The following is a 16,230-nucleotide window of genomic DNA, read 5'->3' as shown; positions in this document are numbered from 1 at the left end:
CCTAGAACTATTATTACTATTGCCCATTGCCGAACTAAACTAAAAATCATACCTTAATTCACCAACGCCATTATTTATTATTGATTATCCACTATTCTGGGCTTTGCGTTATACGGTATCATATACCTAAATCAACAATCAACCGTTAGGGGCTTGGCTTTTCTAAGTCCCTATAATTATGGCTAAAATAATCTTACCTGAAAATTTCCCTATTGCCCATTCCCCATCCCCCATTAACTCATGATTCATATTCGTGGCGCCAGACAACATAACCTCAAAAATATCGATTTAGAATTACCTCGCAATCAGTTAATTGTCTTTACGGGGGTATCGGGTAGCGGAAAATCGTCCCTTGCTTTTGATACCATTTTTGCAGAAGGGCAAAGGCGTTATGTGGAGTCGTTGAGTGCCTATGCCAGACAGTTTTTAGGGCAACTAGATAAACCCGATGTAGATAGCATTGAAGGGCTATCCCCCGCCATTTCCATTGACCAAAAATCCACATCCCATAACCCTCGCTCAACGGTAGGCACGGTTACGGAAATCTATGATTATCTCAGGTTACTCTATGGTAGGGCAGGAGAACCCCATTGTCCAATCTGTGGTCAGTCCATCGCCCCTCAAACCATTGATGAAATGTGCGATCGCATTTTAGCCCTACCTGAAAAAACTAAACTACATTTACTCGCCCCTGTGGTGCGGGGGAAAAAGGGCAATCATCATCAATTACTATCTAGTTTAAGCTCCCAAGGATTTGTGAGGGTAAAAATTAATGGAGAAATTAGGGAGTTAGGGGATAACATTGAGCTAAAATCTTCTAAAAAACATGATATAAGTGTACTGGTCGATCGCCTCGTGGTCAAGGGCAACATTCAAGAAAGGTTAGCCGACTCCCTAGCCACCTGTTTAAAAATTGCTGAGGGGGTAGCCATGGTAGAAATTGTCGGTAAAGAGGAAGAAACTATCATTTTCTCAGAAAATTTTGCCTGTCCAACCCATGGCGCAGTAATGGAAGAATTATCTCCCCGTTTATTTTCCTTCAATTCCCCCTATGGCGCCTGTAGTCATTGCCATGGTTTAGGTAGTCTAAAGCAGTTTTCTCCCGATTTGATTGTACCAGATCCTGATGCCATCGTTCTAAAGGCGATCGCCCCTTGGGCAGACAAAGAAAACCCCTACTATACCTCTCTCCTCGAATATGTAGCCACGGAATACGGCTTCAAACTAAGCGACAAATGGCATACCCTCACCGAAAAACAACAACATATCATCCTTTACGGAGACAAAGAAATTCAACAAATCCAATACGGTTACTATCGGGGAGTAATTCCCATGCTCGAAAAAACCTACCACGAAAGTAACTCCGAAGTAATCAAACAAAAACTAGAACAATACATCGAACATCAAACCTGCGAAGTATGCCACGGTAAAAGATTAAAACCCGAGGCGCTCGCCGTCAAACTAGGACAATATAACATCCACGACTTAACCAGCGTCTCCATCGGTGAATGCTTAAAGCAAGTTAATGATATTCAACTCACCCCCAAACAAGCCCAGATAGGAGAATTAGCCCTCAAAGAAATCAAAGCCCGACTACAATTCTTACTCGATGTCGGTTTAGACTATCTTACCCTAGATCGTACCGCCATGACCCTGTCAGGGGGAGAAGCCCAACGCATTCGCCTTGCCACCCAAATTGGCTCAGGATTAACGGGGGTATTATATGTATTAGACGAACCCAGTATCGGTTTACATCAACGAGATAACGATCGCCTCTTAGAGACCCTCAAAAAATTACGAGATCTTGACAATACTTTAATCATTGTAGAACATGACGAAGACACAATCAAGAGCGCAGACTATATAGTGGACATTGGGCCGATGGCAGGAGTCCATGGCGGGGAAATCGTCTATCAAGGAGATTATAAAAACTTCCTCAAATCCAAAGAATCCCTCACCAGTGCCTACCTATCAGGGAGAAAAAAAATTGAGATACCCGACACCAGAAGGGAAGGAAACGGTAACTTCCTAACCCTCAAAAACTGTCACCGTAACAACCTAAAAAATATTGATGTACAAATTCCCCTCGGTAAATTTGTTTGCATCACAGGGGTTTCAGGCTCAGGAAAATCCACCCTCATCAACGAATTACTATATCCAGCCCTCAAACATCACCTACAACGCAATACCCCCTTCCCCAAACAACTAGATAGCCTAGAGGGCATAGAAGCCGTTGATAAAGTCATTGTAATCGATCAATCCCCCATCGGACGCACCCCCCGATCCAATCCTGCCACCTATACAGGGGTATTTGATGTAATTAGGGAAATGTTTGCCCAAACCACCGAAGCCAAGGCAAGGGGTTACAAAGCAGGGCGATTTTCTTTTAATGTCAAAGGGGGAAGGTGTGAAGCCTGTGGAGGGCAAGGGGTGAACGTCATCTCCATGAACTTTTTACCCGATGTTTATGTGCAATGCGATATATGCAAAGGGGCAAGGTATAACCGAGAAACCCTACAGGTAAAATATAAAGGGTATTCCATCGCCGATGTGTTAGATATGACGGTGGAAGAAGCCCTGAAGGTATTTGAAAATATCCCCCGTGCCGTAAATCGTTTACAAACCCTCGTAGATGTGGGTTTAACCTATGTAAAACTAGGACAATCTGCCCCTACCCTTTCGGGGGGCGAAGCGCAACGGGTAAAACTCGCCACGGAATTATCTCGCCGTGCCACAGGAAAAACAGTATATTTAATTGATGAACCTACCACAGGATTGTCTTTTTATGATGTTCACCATCTTCTAAATGTGTTGCAAAAATTAGCAGATAAGGGCAACTCCATCATCGTCATTGAGCATAATTTGGATGTGATAAGGTGCGCTGATTGGATTATTGATTTAGGCTTAGAAGGGGGCAACAAAGGGGGAGAATTAGTTGCCATGGGTACCCCTGAAGATATTGCTAAGTCTAAAAAATCTTATTTGGCAAAATATTTAAAAAAAATGCTCTGAATTTAATTAATAAACAAAAATGTTCATAAGATGAAACTGGGAGTAAAATAAGAAGAAAGGGTTTAGGTAATATCAAGAAACTAATGAATGTTGAGGAATCGAGTAATAACAAAAATTCTGAAAATGCAAGACGACATAATTTAGAGCGTTTTTTTTCCTTAGCATTGGATTTATTATGTATTACCGATTTAGATGGCTATTTTTTAGAGTTAAATCCTGCGTGGGAGGAAGTGCTAGGTTATTCCGTAGAAGAATTGGAGGGGAATAATTTTAGTGATTTGGTACACCCCGACGACAGAGAAAATAGCTTTGCTATCCTCTCGAAACTAACGACGGAAAAATATATTAATTGTTTTGAAAATCGATGTCGTCATAAGGATGGCACATATCATTATCTGGAATGGAAAGCTCAAGTTTGTGATGGTTTAATTTACAGTTTAGCAAGGGATATTACAGACAGAAAATTTAGGGAAGAAAGGGTACAACAAGAAAAACAGTTTTCTAACTCTATGATTACAAATTTGCCCGATGGTTTTGTGGTGCTATCTCCCCAAGGGGAAACCTTAGACGTTAACCCTGCTTTTTGCCAAATGACTGGATTTAGTAGAGATGAACTAATGGGAAAATATCCTCCTTTTGCATATTGGGGGGATGAAAATATAGATTTTTCTAATAGTATTTTTTGTGATGCTAAGACTGAGTTAAATAATCAAAATATTGAACTAAATTTTAAACATAAAAATGGTCATTTTCTTCCTGTTTTAGTAAGCTACTATACCATAAATGATATTCATAATAATGTTTTATATTTATGTGCCACCGTTAAGGATATTAGTGACATAAAAAATGATCAAATTGAATTAAATTTAACTAAAGAATTTTTAGAACAAACTAGCTCTTTGGCAAGGGTTGGGGGATGGGAAGTTAATTTAGAAAATGATACAGTCAAATGGACTGATATGACCAAGATTATCCATGAGTTACCCCTAGATTTTGAACCTACTTTACAGGATGCTATTAACTTTTATCGAGAAGGAGAAAGTAGAGACACTGTGACAAAGGCGGTAGAAGGGGCAATTATGAATGGTGATTCCTCTGCTTTTGAGGTGCAGTTGGTGACGGCTACGGGAAAGGAAATCTGGGTTAAGGCGATGGTGGAAGGTGATTTTAGGGATGGTAAAGGTCGTCGTATTTATGGTTCTTTTCAGGACATTGATGAGGAGAAAAAAAATAGAATTGCACTGGCTAAAAAAACAGAAGAATTTAATCAATTAGTCTCTTTTATACCTATGGGTATTTTCAAGTTAACACAGGATTTTAAATTTATTTATGTTAGTCCTTATTGGTCTGAGTTGAATGGTTTGGAAGCAGAAGATGTGTTAGAAAATCCTCAATTAGCTATTGATAAAATTCATCCTGATGATCGAGATTTATTCATGGCTAAAAATTATGAAGCGGGAATTTGTCGTTCTCCTTTTGATGAAACCGTCAGATTTATTATTAACGGTGAGGTGCGCTGGATGCAGATAAAATCCCAACCTCAACAGGATGAGCATGGAAACTGGTTTTGGTTTGGCGCTCAAACTGATGTCACGGAAAGTAAAATAGCACAACAGGAGTTATTAACTACAAAAGAACAATTACAAAGCATCTTGGGTTCTCTTAGTGAGGTAGTATGGTCAGTGAGTTATCCTGATCAAAAAATGTTATATGTTACCCCTTCAGTAGAGGAACTTTATGGGATTCCTGTGGAGGAGTGGATGAAAGATAATTCCCATTGGTACAAGGTAATACATCCTGATGATCAAGATATAAATTCCTTTATTATGGAAAAATTAGAAACCGAGGGTAGTTATGAGGTAGAATATCGCATCATTACCCCTGAAAATAGTGTTAAATGGGTTTCTAATAAGGGTAAACACATTAAAAATGATTTAGGAGAAATTGTCAGAATAGATGGCATCACTACAGATATTACCGAGAGTCAATTAACTAAAATTGCTTTGGCAGAAAGTGAAAATAAAGTTAAAAATTTGATTGCGAATATATCGGGGGTGGCTTATCAATGTTTGAATGATAGTAGTTATACAACCTTATTTATTAGTGATGAAATTCAACGGTTAACGGGTTATTATCCTCAAGATTTTATAGATAATCGCATTAACTTATACGATGTTATCCATCCTAAATATCGACAAAAAGTACGTGAAACTATTAATCGGGGGATTTCTGCTAATACCAGTTATGAGGTGGAATATGCGCTGATAACCACTAACAACAAGGTGATATGGGTTTCTGATAAGGGCCGAGGGGTTTATAATCAGCGGGGAGAAATATTATATTTAGAGGGAGTTATATTTGATATTACTCGTCAAAAATTGACTAAAAATAAAATTCAAAAAGCTAATAAAAATTTACAACTAAAGGAAAAAATGCTCTCGGCTATTTCCTTGGCTACTAAGGAGTTGTTGATTAATGATGATGTACAAGGTGCGATCGCACTTTCCCTAGAAATATTATGTGATGCCATCGGAACAGATCAAGCATACTATTTCACCGTTGAACAGGGGGAAAATGAACCAATATGCCATCATGAATATGAATATTATGCCGGTGAACGACCCCCCATAACGAAGAATCCTCAGTTGAATGATATTCCCTTTTCAGCTTTTCCTCTGGCTTCAGAGATACTATTGGCGGGAAAACCTTTTCAAATATTGACCGATGACATAGAAGATGACCTAGTTTTTAAATCTTTGATAGAAGAACAAAACATTAAGTCTTTTATCTATATTCCTATTTTTTATCAAGAAACATTAACAGGGTTTATTGGCTTTGATGATTGTCAACAAAAAAGAAAATGGACAGAAGGAGAAACGGCATTGTTACAGAGTTTTGCCGATAATATTGCCAGCGCCATGGAAAGAAAAAGCCTTGAAGAAAATTTAAATATAGCCAAGCAACAAGCAGAATTAGCTAATCAGGCAAAATCAGAATTTTTAGCTAATATGAGCCATGAAATTCGTACCCCTTTAAATGGTGTAATTGGTTTTTCTGAATTATTATTAGAAACCAATCTTGATGCCACCCAAACAAAATATCTCAAATTAGTCAACCAGTCGGGTAACATTCTGTTGGATTTAATTAATGATATTCTCGACTTTTCCAAAATAGAAGCGGGAAGACTCGAGCTTTCTTATCAAAAAATAGACCTTTGGAGCATGGCTTCTGAGGTAATTGATATAATTCGTCTCAAGGTTGCCAAGAAAGATATTGAAATTCTTTTAAATATTTCCCCAGAATTACCCCGTTTTGCTTGGTTGGATGAAATTCGGATAAAACAAATTTTAATTAATCTCCTCGGTAATGCGGTTAAATTTACCCAAAAAGGAGAAATTGAATTAAAAATCACCATGGGCGATCGCATTGAAATCCCCTACTCAGAAGCATTACAACCCTTAGAGGATGATAATTTAATTTTTAATCTTGAGTTTTCCGTAAGAGATACAGGCCCAGGCATTACCCCAGAAAAGCAAGAAAATATCTTTAAAGCCTTTGCCCAAGAAGATAATTCCATCACCCGAAAATATGGAGGTACAGGATTAGGTTTAACCATTTCTAATAAACTATTGGCTTTAATGGGTAGTCAGTTACAGTTAGAAAGTGAGCCCCATAAAGGTAGTCGTTTCTTTTTCACGGTGCAACTAAAAACCAATATGGGAGAAGAAATTGAGTATGAGGGCTTGGGGGGCATTAAACGTTTGTTAATTGTGGATGATAATATCAATAACTGCGATATTCTCAGACAAATGTTACTACGCAAGAATATTGTCTGTGATGTGGTTTATGATTGTGCTTCCGCTGAACAAATTCTGAAGGATAATCCCGAAGTTTATGAGGGGGCAATCATTGATTATAGTTTACCCGATAGTAATGGTTTAGATTTGATCCGAATTATTCGACATTCTTTTGCCATTGATTCTACTCGTTTACCCATTGTTTTATTACATAGTGTAGCTAATGACCGAGACATTAATTTGGCTTGTGAGGAGTTGAGCATTCAAAGTCAACATAATAAACCCATTAATATTGATCAGCTATACTCGACTTTAGCCCATCTCAGGCTCAAAAAAGTTGATACTCCCGTGGAGGTGACAGATAATAGTTTGACGGACACAAAAAAGATTTCCGTTGATAATCCTCTAATTTTGATTGCTGAAGATAATCGGGTTAATTTAACTTTAACTAAAATTTTGGTCAAAAAGGCGATCGCCCATAGCACCATTATCACCGCCAAAAATGGACAAGAAGCCGTCGAAAAATTCCAACAACACAACCCAGATTTAATCCTAATGGACATTCAAATGCCCGTCATGAGCGGCTATGAAGCCACCAGCACCATCAGAACCATAGAAACCCACCATACCCCCATTATTGCCCTCACCGCAGGAACGATCAAAGGAGAAAAAGAGCGTTGCCTAGAAGCAGGAATGGATGATTATTTAAGTAAACCCATCGTCCTCGATGAATTTAACCAAATTATTAGTCAATACCTATAAAATAAAATGGAAATAAAAAGAATATGGAAAACCATTAATTATTTCGATATTTTTCCTTGGATCAACTGTATAAAAACATTTTTAAACCCTTCAAATACCAGCAAAGATAAACCTGATATAGCAATGAATTTAATTTTAGTAACTCCCTCCCAGAATGACTCTTCAGTCAATATAATTAATTATTTGAAACAACAAAATTATAATTATCAAACTATAAAAAATTTAGAAAATATAGACATATCAATACTAGAAAGAATTACTAATATAGTCTGTTTTCCAGAAAATAATAATCAAGAATTATTTGAACTAATTAATAATAACCTAAAACCAGAAGAAACCATCCTTTTCGACTTCCATCAACCCACCCCAGAAATCAAAAACCTATGGGGAGCCGTGGATGACATTGTTATGGGGGGAGTAAGTGAAAGTGATGTCAAAATTGGTAATCAAAATATAGTATTTAGTGGCATGGTTTCCACCGCCAATAACGGAGGTTTTGCTTCAGTGAGGACAAAAAACTTTCCTCAACCTTGGGATTTATCAACCTATCAAGGCATCCGTTTAAAGGTGAAAGGAGATGGTAAACGCTACAAATTTATCACCCGTTGCGAGGGAAAATGGGACGGCTTAAGTTATTGTTATTCCTTTGATACCGATGGAAATGATAATATTATTGACATCAATTTTAATGATTTAATACCCGTATTCAGGGCAAAAACTGTTCCAGAAGCTGATAAATTCGACTCTAGCCAAATGTATTCTATGCAATTAATGCTTAGTAAATTTGAATATGACGGAGGTTATAACCCTACTTTTGAAGCGGGTAGCTTTGCCCTCGAAATCGAATCTATTAAGGCTTACGGAGCGCAAAATGTGCCTCAAATTGTCCTGATGGGTAGTCCTAGTCAATGGCAAAATATCAACCTACATAGTTCATTTTTAAGAACCTATGTTGAAGGACTAGAAGATTTAAGTCTTTAACTATAAATCAGTTTACAAAAATAATTAAACCAACCATGGAAAGAAAAAAGTTAGTGGCGGTAATTACGGGAATTATGTCGGTACTGCTAGGGGTTGTTTACCTAGTTTTAGTACAGTTGTTGGACTCACGGGGGGCGATGATACCAGCACCCATAGAAGATTTATCTATCTTAAACCAAACAATTATGGGCTTGTGGGGCTAAATTGAATAAAAAAAAGGGCGATCGCCTCGCCCTAAAAAAATTATCTGAATCGAGGTTGATGTTGAATCAAGTTCAAAAATTCCTCACGGGTTTTATCCTCATCTTGGAAAACACCGATCATAGCACTGGTAACAGTCCAAGAACCTGGTTTTTGTACCCCACGCATAGACATACACATATGACTAGCTTCCATCACTACGGCAACGCCACGGGGGTCAAGGATGGTTTGTACGGCTTCGGCAATCTGACGGGTGAGCCTTTCTTGTACTTGTAAACGACGGGAATACATCTCTACGATACGGGCAAGTTTACTTAATCCCACCACTTTTTGATTAGGAATATAAGCAACATGGGCTCTTCCCATAAAAGGCAACATATGATGTTCACAAAGGCTGAAAAAGTCAATATCTCTGACTAAGACCATTTCATTATGACCCTCATCAAAAATAGCCCCATTCACAAGCTGTTCAAGGGATTGACTGTAGCCTTGGGTGAGGAATTGCATTGCCTCGGCGACTCTTTTGGGGGTTTTTAGTAATCCTTCTCGTTCTGGATCTTCTCCTAAACACTCCAGCATTTGATGTACTGAATCCATCATTTTTTGTTTGTTTTCTTCTTTGATGGCTTGAATTTGGGCTTCTTTGCCGTCGTGGGTGTTGCGATCTGGACGACTGCCAACATTGTTGAATACTTCAGTAACAATGGATTGAGAGTTTAGAGAATTTTCTTTAAGAGAGTCAGAACCGTTGGAAAATACTGTCATGATTAAAGTTATAAGATTACTGTATGGTTTTATTTGGGTTAACTATCGACAAAATAGCTAAACAAAGTTAGATTTTGATTTAAAGATGGGTTTTGATTTTTATAAATAATTCTTTAAATCTACAGGGGTTTACAATGCGCCTAAACTGGGGGTTACAGTCAAGTTTTCTATTACTGCTGACTGAGGTAGTAAGGCTGCGTGGAGGATGGTTTCGGCAACGATTTCAGGAGTTAACATGGCAGAGCGGTTAAGATCTGCGTTAACGGTTTGGGTATCCCAAATGGGGGTATTCACAGCTCCAGGGGATACCGTGGTTACTCTAATACCGTTACTTCTTTCTTCCATGGCTAAGGATTGCCCTAGGGTTACAAGGGCCGCTTTGCTAACGGCATAGGTACCCCATTCGGGAAAAGGACTACTAGCGGCAATGGATGCCACGTTAATAATCGTTCCTTGTTGTTGTTTTTTCATGGTTGGTAATACTCCCATGATACATTGAAAGACGCTGGTTAAGTTGAGATTAATCACTTTCTGCCAATCTTCTAGGGGGGTTTCCCTCAGTAAATTGGTATAGGCAATCCCAGCGTTATTGACTAAAATATCGATGCCACCCCATTGGGCTACAATATTGGCGATCGCCCCTTGAACCTCTGATACCTCCCCAAGGTCGAAGGGATGAGTTTTTACCTGTACCCCATAATCGGCAACTATCTTGGCTACTTCGTCTAATTTTTGAGTAGAACGAGCAATTAGACATACATCAATCCCCGCTTGGGCAAATTTGATGGCTGTTGCTTTTCCTATCCCACTACTAGCTCCCGTAATGATAGCTCGTTTCTGATTGGGGGAATTTTCCATGATATTATTTAATCCTTGTACTATATTTGGGTTGAATGATGATTGTTCAGATAAGCTGATATTACTTTCCCTGATTACTCCATCTTCTTTTCACCCTTTAAACAACGACGGTTTCACCGTCACTACTTCTATGAAGTTTTGTAACAAAATTCACATTTAAAATTATAACAGTTTCTGATCCGAGAAAACATGGAGGTAATTGAGAATGGATAATGAATTTAATTTTCTAGGAATACGCCGATTTTGCGGAATTTGTTATAACGCAGGTTTTTCCGTTCTTCTGCACTAAGACTAGAAAGATATTCTAAGTTATCTAAAATGGCCTTTTTGAGAATATCCGCCGCCCCTAGGGGATCGGAGTGGGCGCAGTTGGGGGGTTCTGGTAATATTTGATCCACAATACCTAACTCTAATAAATCCTTAGCGGTAATTTTTAGAGCCAGGGCCGCTTGTTCCGATTTTTTGGCATCCTTCCACAAGATAGCCGCACAGGCTTCTGGACTAGCTACGGTGTAAACAGAGTGTTCAAAGATCATTAATTTTTCTGCCACCCCAATGCCTAAAGCTCCCCCAGAGCCTCCTTCCCCAATGACGGTGGTAATGATGGGTACATCAAGACTAAACATTTCTCGCAAATTATAGGCGATCGCCTCTCCTTGACCCAATTTTTCCGCATCCAGTCCAGCATAAGCCCCGGGAGTGTCGATAAAGGTAATAATAGGCAAAGAAAAACGGTTCGCATGTTCCATCAAACGCATTGCCTTGCGGTATCCCCCCGGGGAAGCCATACCAAAGTTACGGGCCACATTATCCTTTGTATCTCTTCCTTTTTGATGCCCGATAATCATTACCCCCCGTCCATCGAGACGGGCAATGCCCCCAATGAGGGCTGGATCATCGTTTCCACGGCGATCGCCATGGAGTTCAAACCAATCATCGGTCATCGCTTGAACATAGTCCAGAGTAGAGGGGCGACGGGGATGACGGGCAATTTGCAACTTTTGAGAAGGGGTTAAACTACTAAAAATTTCTAACCTGAGTTGCTCTGCTTTTGACTCTAGCTCGTTTACTTGCCCCGACACATCAACATTAGTTTCCTCTGCTAGTTCCCTAATTTGGTCAATTCTCGCCTGTAATTCCACCAAAGGCTTTTCAAACTCTAACAGAAAAGTACGCTTTTTTTCGGTTTTTACCATATCAGTATCTTAATATTCTCTATCCCTATCATCTTAGGATATTGAGCATTTATTTATAATTATTGACTGTTCATTACCTAAATTGTCCATCGTCCATTGTCCATTGTCAATTGCTTTGATTCAACGTCCATGGTTAGCTTTCCCGAAACATACCATAAATCAAAAACACAATGCCGATATTAATACACACATCCGCAACATTAAAAACAGGAAAATTAATTAAACGAAAATCAAAAAAATCTACCACATAGCCAAAGATAAAACGATCTATACCATTACCAAAAGCCCCTGCTAAAATTAATCCATAGCCCCACTGTTCGGGTTTAGGTAGTTTTTCCCATAGTGCATAAACAATCAATACTAAACTAACAAACAAAGACAACCATCTTAACCAAAATGCCCCTCCACTAAAAAAACTAAAGGCAGCCCCTGTATTTTGTACATAGGTAAAGTGAAATACTCCTTCCCAAATAGGAATGGTATCATTAACATTTTCAAAGGTTAAAATAGTCAAAATTTTAGTGAGTTGGTCAATGATTAAACCAACGATCGCCACTAGCCAAAAATAAAAGTTCTTCCTCATAGTTTAGGAGGTTTTTTATAACTAATATATGTAAGTAAATTGTATATTTTAAAAATATGTAAATATATTTAGAAAAAATTAATAAAATAATATGAGTCTAATAATAAAAGCAATTAAAGCAATTAAAGGAATCAGAAGTATCTGAGAGAAAAAAGGAGTAATCGTAAAAAGGTTAATAGCATCGGTAAGATAATTAGGATCTAAATTATTACCAAATAGGGGGGTAATAAAAGTATAGCCCACCAAATAAAGAATCCCGCACAGATGAACCATGAGCAAACCAAAAAAGATGGCATACACAAATGTTTCTAATCTTCTTTTACCCGGTATGGCAAGATAACCACATAACCAAGCCCCCGGAATAAAGCCTAAGATATAACCAAAACTGGGTTGATCCAAATATTCAAAAGTTCCCCCCTGATAAAATACAGGTAACTTAAATAAACCTAAAACCAAGTAAGCAATTTGAGCATAAGCCCCAGCATTTTTTCCTGCCACACAACCCGTTAAAAATACCCCCACCAATTGATAAGTTACACCGAGGGAAGTGGGGTTTAAATCTTCTAGGGTAGTACCCTGGGGAATTACTAAAAAAACCTCTATAAATGTACCAAAAATGGTGAGCATTAAGCCTGTCAATGCCCACACAAACTCATATATCGGATTAATTTTGAGTTCTTCTTGGTCGTCTTTAGCCAATGGATTCATCTTGGTAGGGAACAGGGGCTTCTCCCCCTTCTAAGCCTAAAGATTCTAACATGGCTTGGTCTTCTTGGGGAGATTGTCCTAGGGTAGTTAAATAGTTACCGATTAACATAGCATTAATTCCCGAAATTAAACCTTGTTTTTGCCATTCTCCCATGACAGTTTCTCTTCCCCCTGCGTAGCGTAGGATTTGTTTGGGTAAGATAAAACGGAAAAGGGCGATCGCCTTCAGGGCTTGTAAAGGAGTAAGTTTGTTTTGCTCTCCTAGGGGTGTACCTTCTCTGGGGTTAAGTAAATTAATGGGTACTGATTCCACTTCCAACTCTCTGAGGGAAAGGGCTAAATCCACCCTGTCCTCCCAGCTTTCACCCATCCCCATAATACCGCCAGTACAGGCTTGAATTCCCACCGCCTTAAGGTTTTTTACCGTATCCACTCGATCTTGCCAAGTGTGGGTAGTAACGATATTTTCGTAAAAATTAGCCGATGACTCAAGGTTATGATTATAACGAGTTACCCCAGCTTCTTTTAGTTGTTGAGCTTGTTCTTGGGTAATTTCCCCTAGGGCGCAACAGGGTTTAACATTGGTTTCCGTGATAATACGGCGCACCGTGGAGATAATTTCCGCAAACTCATTATTTTTAGGGCTATTATATTTTACCCCTCGTCCTTGGGATACTAAACAAAATCTTTTTGCCCCCGCCGCTTCCGCCGCCTTAGCATATTCTAAAATTTCGTCCTCAGTTTTCAGACCATAAACGGGGGAATCTTTACCCTGATGGTGTACCGACTGTGAGCAAAAACTACAATTTTCCGAACAATTACCCGACTTTACATTAACAATACTGCAAAGATCAACTACATTACCACAACAGACCTGACGAATACGATCCGCATTTTCACACAACAAGAGGATATTTTCTTCCCCTTCAATGGTAGTAATTCTTAAGGCTTCTTCTTTGGTAATCTGTCCACCGTCTATGATGCGATCGCCCAATTCCCTTAACCACACAGCAAGAGAATTATTACTATCGGTGGAAATATTGTTAAATTGTTGTTCTGGCTTACTGATGGTGTTTACCACAAATACCGTCCCCTCATAATATGTATATTCGATGACAATTTCATCTAACCAAAGGCTAAAAAATGATGAAATAATCACCCTAAATTATACCCTAAAAGCCCATGGATAATTGATAATGAAAATTCAAAAATCCACCCCCCCAGAATCATGTTTCTGAATTTAAGACCTTAGGAGGGATTTTGCCATGGTAGTGTCTGAAAACCCCTAAAAAAATCTAAATTTCAAGAAAAAAAGAACAAAACAGAAATTATCATGTAGAATCATGGTGAAATATTATGATTAAACTTTATTTTTAAATAAGATCAGGAGGAAAAAGCTATTACTACTTCCATTCAAACAAATTCATCCGCAACATTCACCCAAGACTATAACCATGTTGCCCTAGAAATTATCGGCAGAAAACCCTTAAAAGGAGAAGTCAGAATCAGCGGAGCAAAAAATTCCGCCCTCGCCATCTTAGCAGGGACTCTTTTATGTAGCGAAGAATGTCGTTTAACTAACGTTCCTAGCCTCAAAGACGTTCAATTTATGGGTCAAGTGTTGAACGCCCTTGGGGTAAAAATTGAACAAAATCAGGATGTCTGGGACATTGATGCCCGTCAACTCAAAGACGCTCAAGCTCCCTACGAATTAGTTTCCCAGCTACGAGCCAGTTTCTTTGTCATCGGTCCTATTCTTACCCGCCTAGGGGTTGCCCACGTGCCTTTACCGGGGGGCTGTGCCATCGGTTCTCGTCCTGTAGATCTTCACGTCCGAGGGCTTCAAGCCATGGGAGCAGAGGTTATCATTGACCATGGTATCGTTAACGCTTCGGTGAAAGGAAACAAAAAAAGACTCCAAGGAGCAAACATCTTTCTCGATTATCCTAGCGTAGGGGCCACCGAAACCATCATGATGGCCGCCACCCTCGCCGAAGGAGAAACTATTATCAAAAATGCAGCCCAAGAACCCGAAATCGTTGATCTTGCCAACTTCTGTAATAGCATGGGAGCAAAGATTAAAGGCGCCGGAACAAATACCATTACCATCCAAGGGGTAAAAAGTCTTCACAGTACCGACTATGCCGTAATTCCCGATCGCATCGAAGCCGGTACATTTTTAGTCGCAGGTGCCATTACCCACTCCCCCATTACCCTCACCGCCGTTAACCGTGAGCATCTCATTCCCGTCATTGCTAAATTAGAAGAAATTGGTGTAAAAATTGCCCAAGAATCTCCCACTAGCCTTACGGTCGTACCAGGAGAACTTCGTGCCACAGACATAGAAACTTCTCCCCATCCCGGTTTTCCCACGGATATGCAAGCCCAATTCATGGCATTACTCACCGTCAGCCAAGGCAATAGCCTCATCACCGAAACTGTCTTTGAAAATCGTTTACGCCATGTAGCCGAACTCAAGCGCATGGGAGCGGACATCAAAGTAAAAGGTAACTGTGCCATGGTAAAAGGTATTTATCGTTTATCCGGCGCCCCCGTAATGGCCACGGACTTGAGAGCATCGGCCGCCCTTGTCATTGCCGCCCTCGCCGCCGATGGAACTAGCTTAATTCAAGGATTACAACACCTTGATCGAGGTTATGAAAACATTGAACAAAAACTACAAAGTCTAGGCGCCCAGATAAAACGCATTCAGTATCGTAGTTAGATTTTTGCTCCCTACCCACACCTTAATAAAATGTTGAAGCGTTAAGCCTACAGAGTGATACTGAAAGCAAAACGCTTTTAATTTTTTTTATTTATAAATAACTCCCGAATAAACTCGACAAAGTGATGAATAATAGATAGTGAGTGGTAAAAAAAAACAGAAAAAATTAGTTATCAATTGTCAATTGTCACGTTCCTATGAAAAAAATTTTACTTGTAGAAGACAGTAAAAGTACCAGAGAAATAATTAGTAATTTACTCACCAAGCAAGGATTGTCAGTAGAAAGTGTTGCCAACGGGGAGGATGCTTTGAAGGCGATGAAAACTAATATTCCAGATTTAGTAATTTTAGATATAATCTTACCAAAAATGAATGGTTATGAAGTTTGTCGCTCTATTAAATCTGGGGAAAAAACTCAAAATGTTCCCGTTATTCTTTGTTCTTCAAAAAAAGAAGAATTTGATCGTTACTGGGGCATGAAACAAGGTGCAGACGCTTACATTAGCAAACCATTTCAAGCTAGTGAACTAATGAAAATGATTAAGCAACTACTCAAAAAATAATTGTTTATAATTTATTTTCTAATGGGAATAATACACTATAATTAATGATTAGTTACACTTCTCCTAATTTTTATCGTTT

12 protein-coding genes are annotated in these 16,230 nt (G+C 39.0%); 6 read left to right on the top strand and 6 right to left on the bottom strand.

The window, feature by feature from the left end:
* Positions 1–240 precede the first annotated feature (240 nt).
* From uvrA to ACXITR_RS07290, 4 genes are all read left to right on the top strand, one after another.
* The gene (gene uvrA, locus ACXITR_RS07305; RefSeq protein ID WP_457996580.1) at positions 241–3,012 is read left to right on the top strand and encodes an excinuclease ABC subunit UvrA; all 2,772 of its coding nucleotides are present in this window, start codon (positions 241–243) and stop codon (positions 3,010–3,012) included.
* An 83-nt stretch (positions 3,013–3,095) separates the two neighbouring features.
* Entirely contained in the window at positions 3,096–7,571 is a 4,476-nt protein-coding gene (locus tag ACXITR_RS07300; protein WP_457996579.1) for a PAS domain S-box protein, read from the top strand.
* A 123-nt stretch (positions 7,572–7,694) separates the two neighbouring features.
* Positions 7,695–8,552, top strand: a complete 858-nt coding sequence (locus ACXITR_RS07295; protein ID WP_457996578.1) for a CIA30 family protein — start codon at positions 7,695–7,697, stop codon at positions 8,550–8,552.
* 35 nt (positions 8,553–8,587) lie between these two features.
* Positions 8,588–8,755, top strand: a complete 168-nt coding sequence (locus ACXITR_RS07290; RefSeq protein WP_457996577.1) for a hypothetical protein — start codon at positions 8,588–8,590, stop codon at positions 8,753–8,755.
* A 40-nt stretch (positions 8,756–8,795) separates the two neighbouring features.
* On the opposite strand, the gene folE is transcribed toward ACXITR_RS07290, so the two are convergent.
* The 6 genes from folE to bioB all read right to left on the bottom strand — a co-directional run bounded on the left by folE (position 8,796) and on the right by bioB (position 13,977).
* Complete coding sequence (gene folE, locus ACXITR_RS07285; RefSeq protein ID WP_457996576.1) at positions 8,796–9,518, bottom strand: GTP cyclohydrolase I FolE; 723 nt, start codon at positions 9,516–9,518, stop codon at positions 8,796–8,798.
* Between the two features lie 129 nt (positions 9,519–9,647).
* Positions 9,648–10,376 carry an SDR family oxidoreductase gene (locus ACXITR_RS07280; RefSeq protein ID WP_457996575.1) on the bottom strand — a complete coding sequence of 243 codons (729 nt, stop codon included), beginning with the start codon at positions 10,374–10,376 and terminating at the stop codon, positions 9,648–9,650.
* Positions 10,377–10,594: 218 nt separating this feature from the next.
* Positions 10,595–11,572, bottom strand: coding sequence for an acetyl-CoA carboxylase carboxyl transferase subunit alpha (gene accA / locus ACXITR_RS07275; protein ID WP_457996574.1), 978 nt, complete (start codon positions 11,570–11,572; stop codon positions 10,595–10,597).
* 133 nt (positions 11,573–11,705) lie between these two features.
* The gene (lspA, locus tag ACXITR_RS07270) at positions 11,706–12,155 is read right to left on the bottom strand and encodes a signal peptidase II (RefSeq protein WP_457996573.1); all 450 of its coding nucleotides are present in this window, start codon (positions 12,153–12,155) and stop codon (positions 11,706–11,708) included.
* Between the two features lie 78 nt (positions 12,156–12,233).
* Positions 12,234–12,863 (bottom strand): biotin transporter BioY, encoded by a 630-nt coding sequence (locus ACXITR_RS07265; RefSeq protein ID WP_457996572.1) that lies wholly within the window; start codon positions 12,861–12,863, stop codon positions 12,234–12,236.
* Positions 12,847–13,977: a biotin synthase BioB gene (bioB, locus tag ACXITR_RS07260; protein ID WP_457996634.1), complete on the bottom strand. Its 1,131-nt coding sequence runs from the start codon at positions 13,975–13,977 to the stop codon at positions 12,847–12,849. The genes ACXITR_RS07265 and bioB overlap by 17 nt, the downstream gene beginning before the upstream one ends.
* Before the next feature lie 297 nt (positions 13,978–14,274).
* Between bioB and murA the strand changes: the two genes are divergently transcribed.
* Positions 14,275–15,588 (top strand): UDP-N-acetylglucosamine 1-carboxyvinyltransferase, encoded by a 1,314-nt coding sequence (murA, locus tag ACXITR_RS07255; RefSeq protein ID WP_457996633.1) that lies wholly within the window; start codon positions 14,275–14,277, stop codon positions 15,586–15,588.
* Between the two features lie 197 nt (positions 15,589–15,785).
* Positions 15,786–16,151: a response regulator transcription factor gene (locus ACXITR_RS07250; protein ID WP_457996571.1), complete on the top strand. Its 366-nt coding sequence runs from the start codon at positions 15,786–15,788 to the stop codon at positions 16,149–16,151.
* The last annotated feature ends 79 nt before the right edge of the window (positions 16,152–16,230 follow it).

The organism is Cyanobacterium sp. (assembly GCF_054166785.1).
Note: the sequence above shows the minus strand (reverse complement) of the source record. Positions and strands in the feature narration are given on the sequence as shown.

Coding starts and splice junctions, on each gene's coding strand:
- uvrA (WP_457996580.1), top strand. CDS start 241: ATGATTCATATTCGTGGCGCCAGACAACATAACCTCAAAAATATCGAT.
- ACXITR_RS07300 (WP_457996579.1), top strand. CDS start 3,096: ATGAATGTTGAGGAATCGAGTAATAACAAAAATTCTGAAAATGCAAGA.
- ACXITR_RS07295 (WP_457996578.1), top strand. CDS start 7,695: ATGAATTTAATTTTAGTAACTCCCTCCCAGAATGACTCTTCAGTCAAT.
- ACXITR_RS07290 (WP_457996577.1), top strand. CDS start 8,588: ATGGAAAGAAAAAAGTTAGTGGCGGTAATTACGGGAATTATGTCGGTA.
- folE (WP_457996576.1), bottom strand. CDS start 9,518: ATGACAGTATTTTCCAACGGTTCTGACTCTCTTAAAGAAAATTCTCTA.
- ACXITR_RS07280 (WP_457996575.1), bottom strand. CDS start 10,376: ATGGAAAATTCCCCCAATCAGAAACGAGCTATCATTACGGGAGCTAGT.
- accA (WP_457996574.1), bottom strand. CDS start 11,572: ATGGTAAAAACCGAAAAAAAGCGTACTTTTCTGTTAGAGTTTGAAAAG.
- lspA (WP_457996573.1), bottom strand. CDS start 12,155: ATGAGGAAGAACTTTTATTTTTGGCTAGTGGCGATCGTTGGTTTAATC.
- ACXITR_RS07265 (WP_457996572.1), bottom strand. CDS start 12,863: ATGAATCCATTGGCTAAAGACGACCAAGAAGAACTCAAAATTAATCCG.
- ACXITR_RS07250 (WP_457996571.1), top strand. CDS start 15,786: ATGAAAAAAATTTTACTTGTAGAAGACAGTAAAAGTACCAGAGAAATA.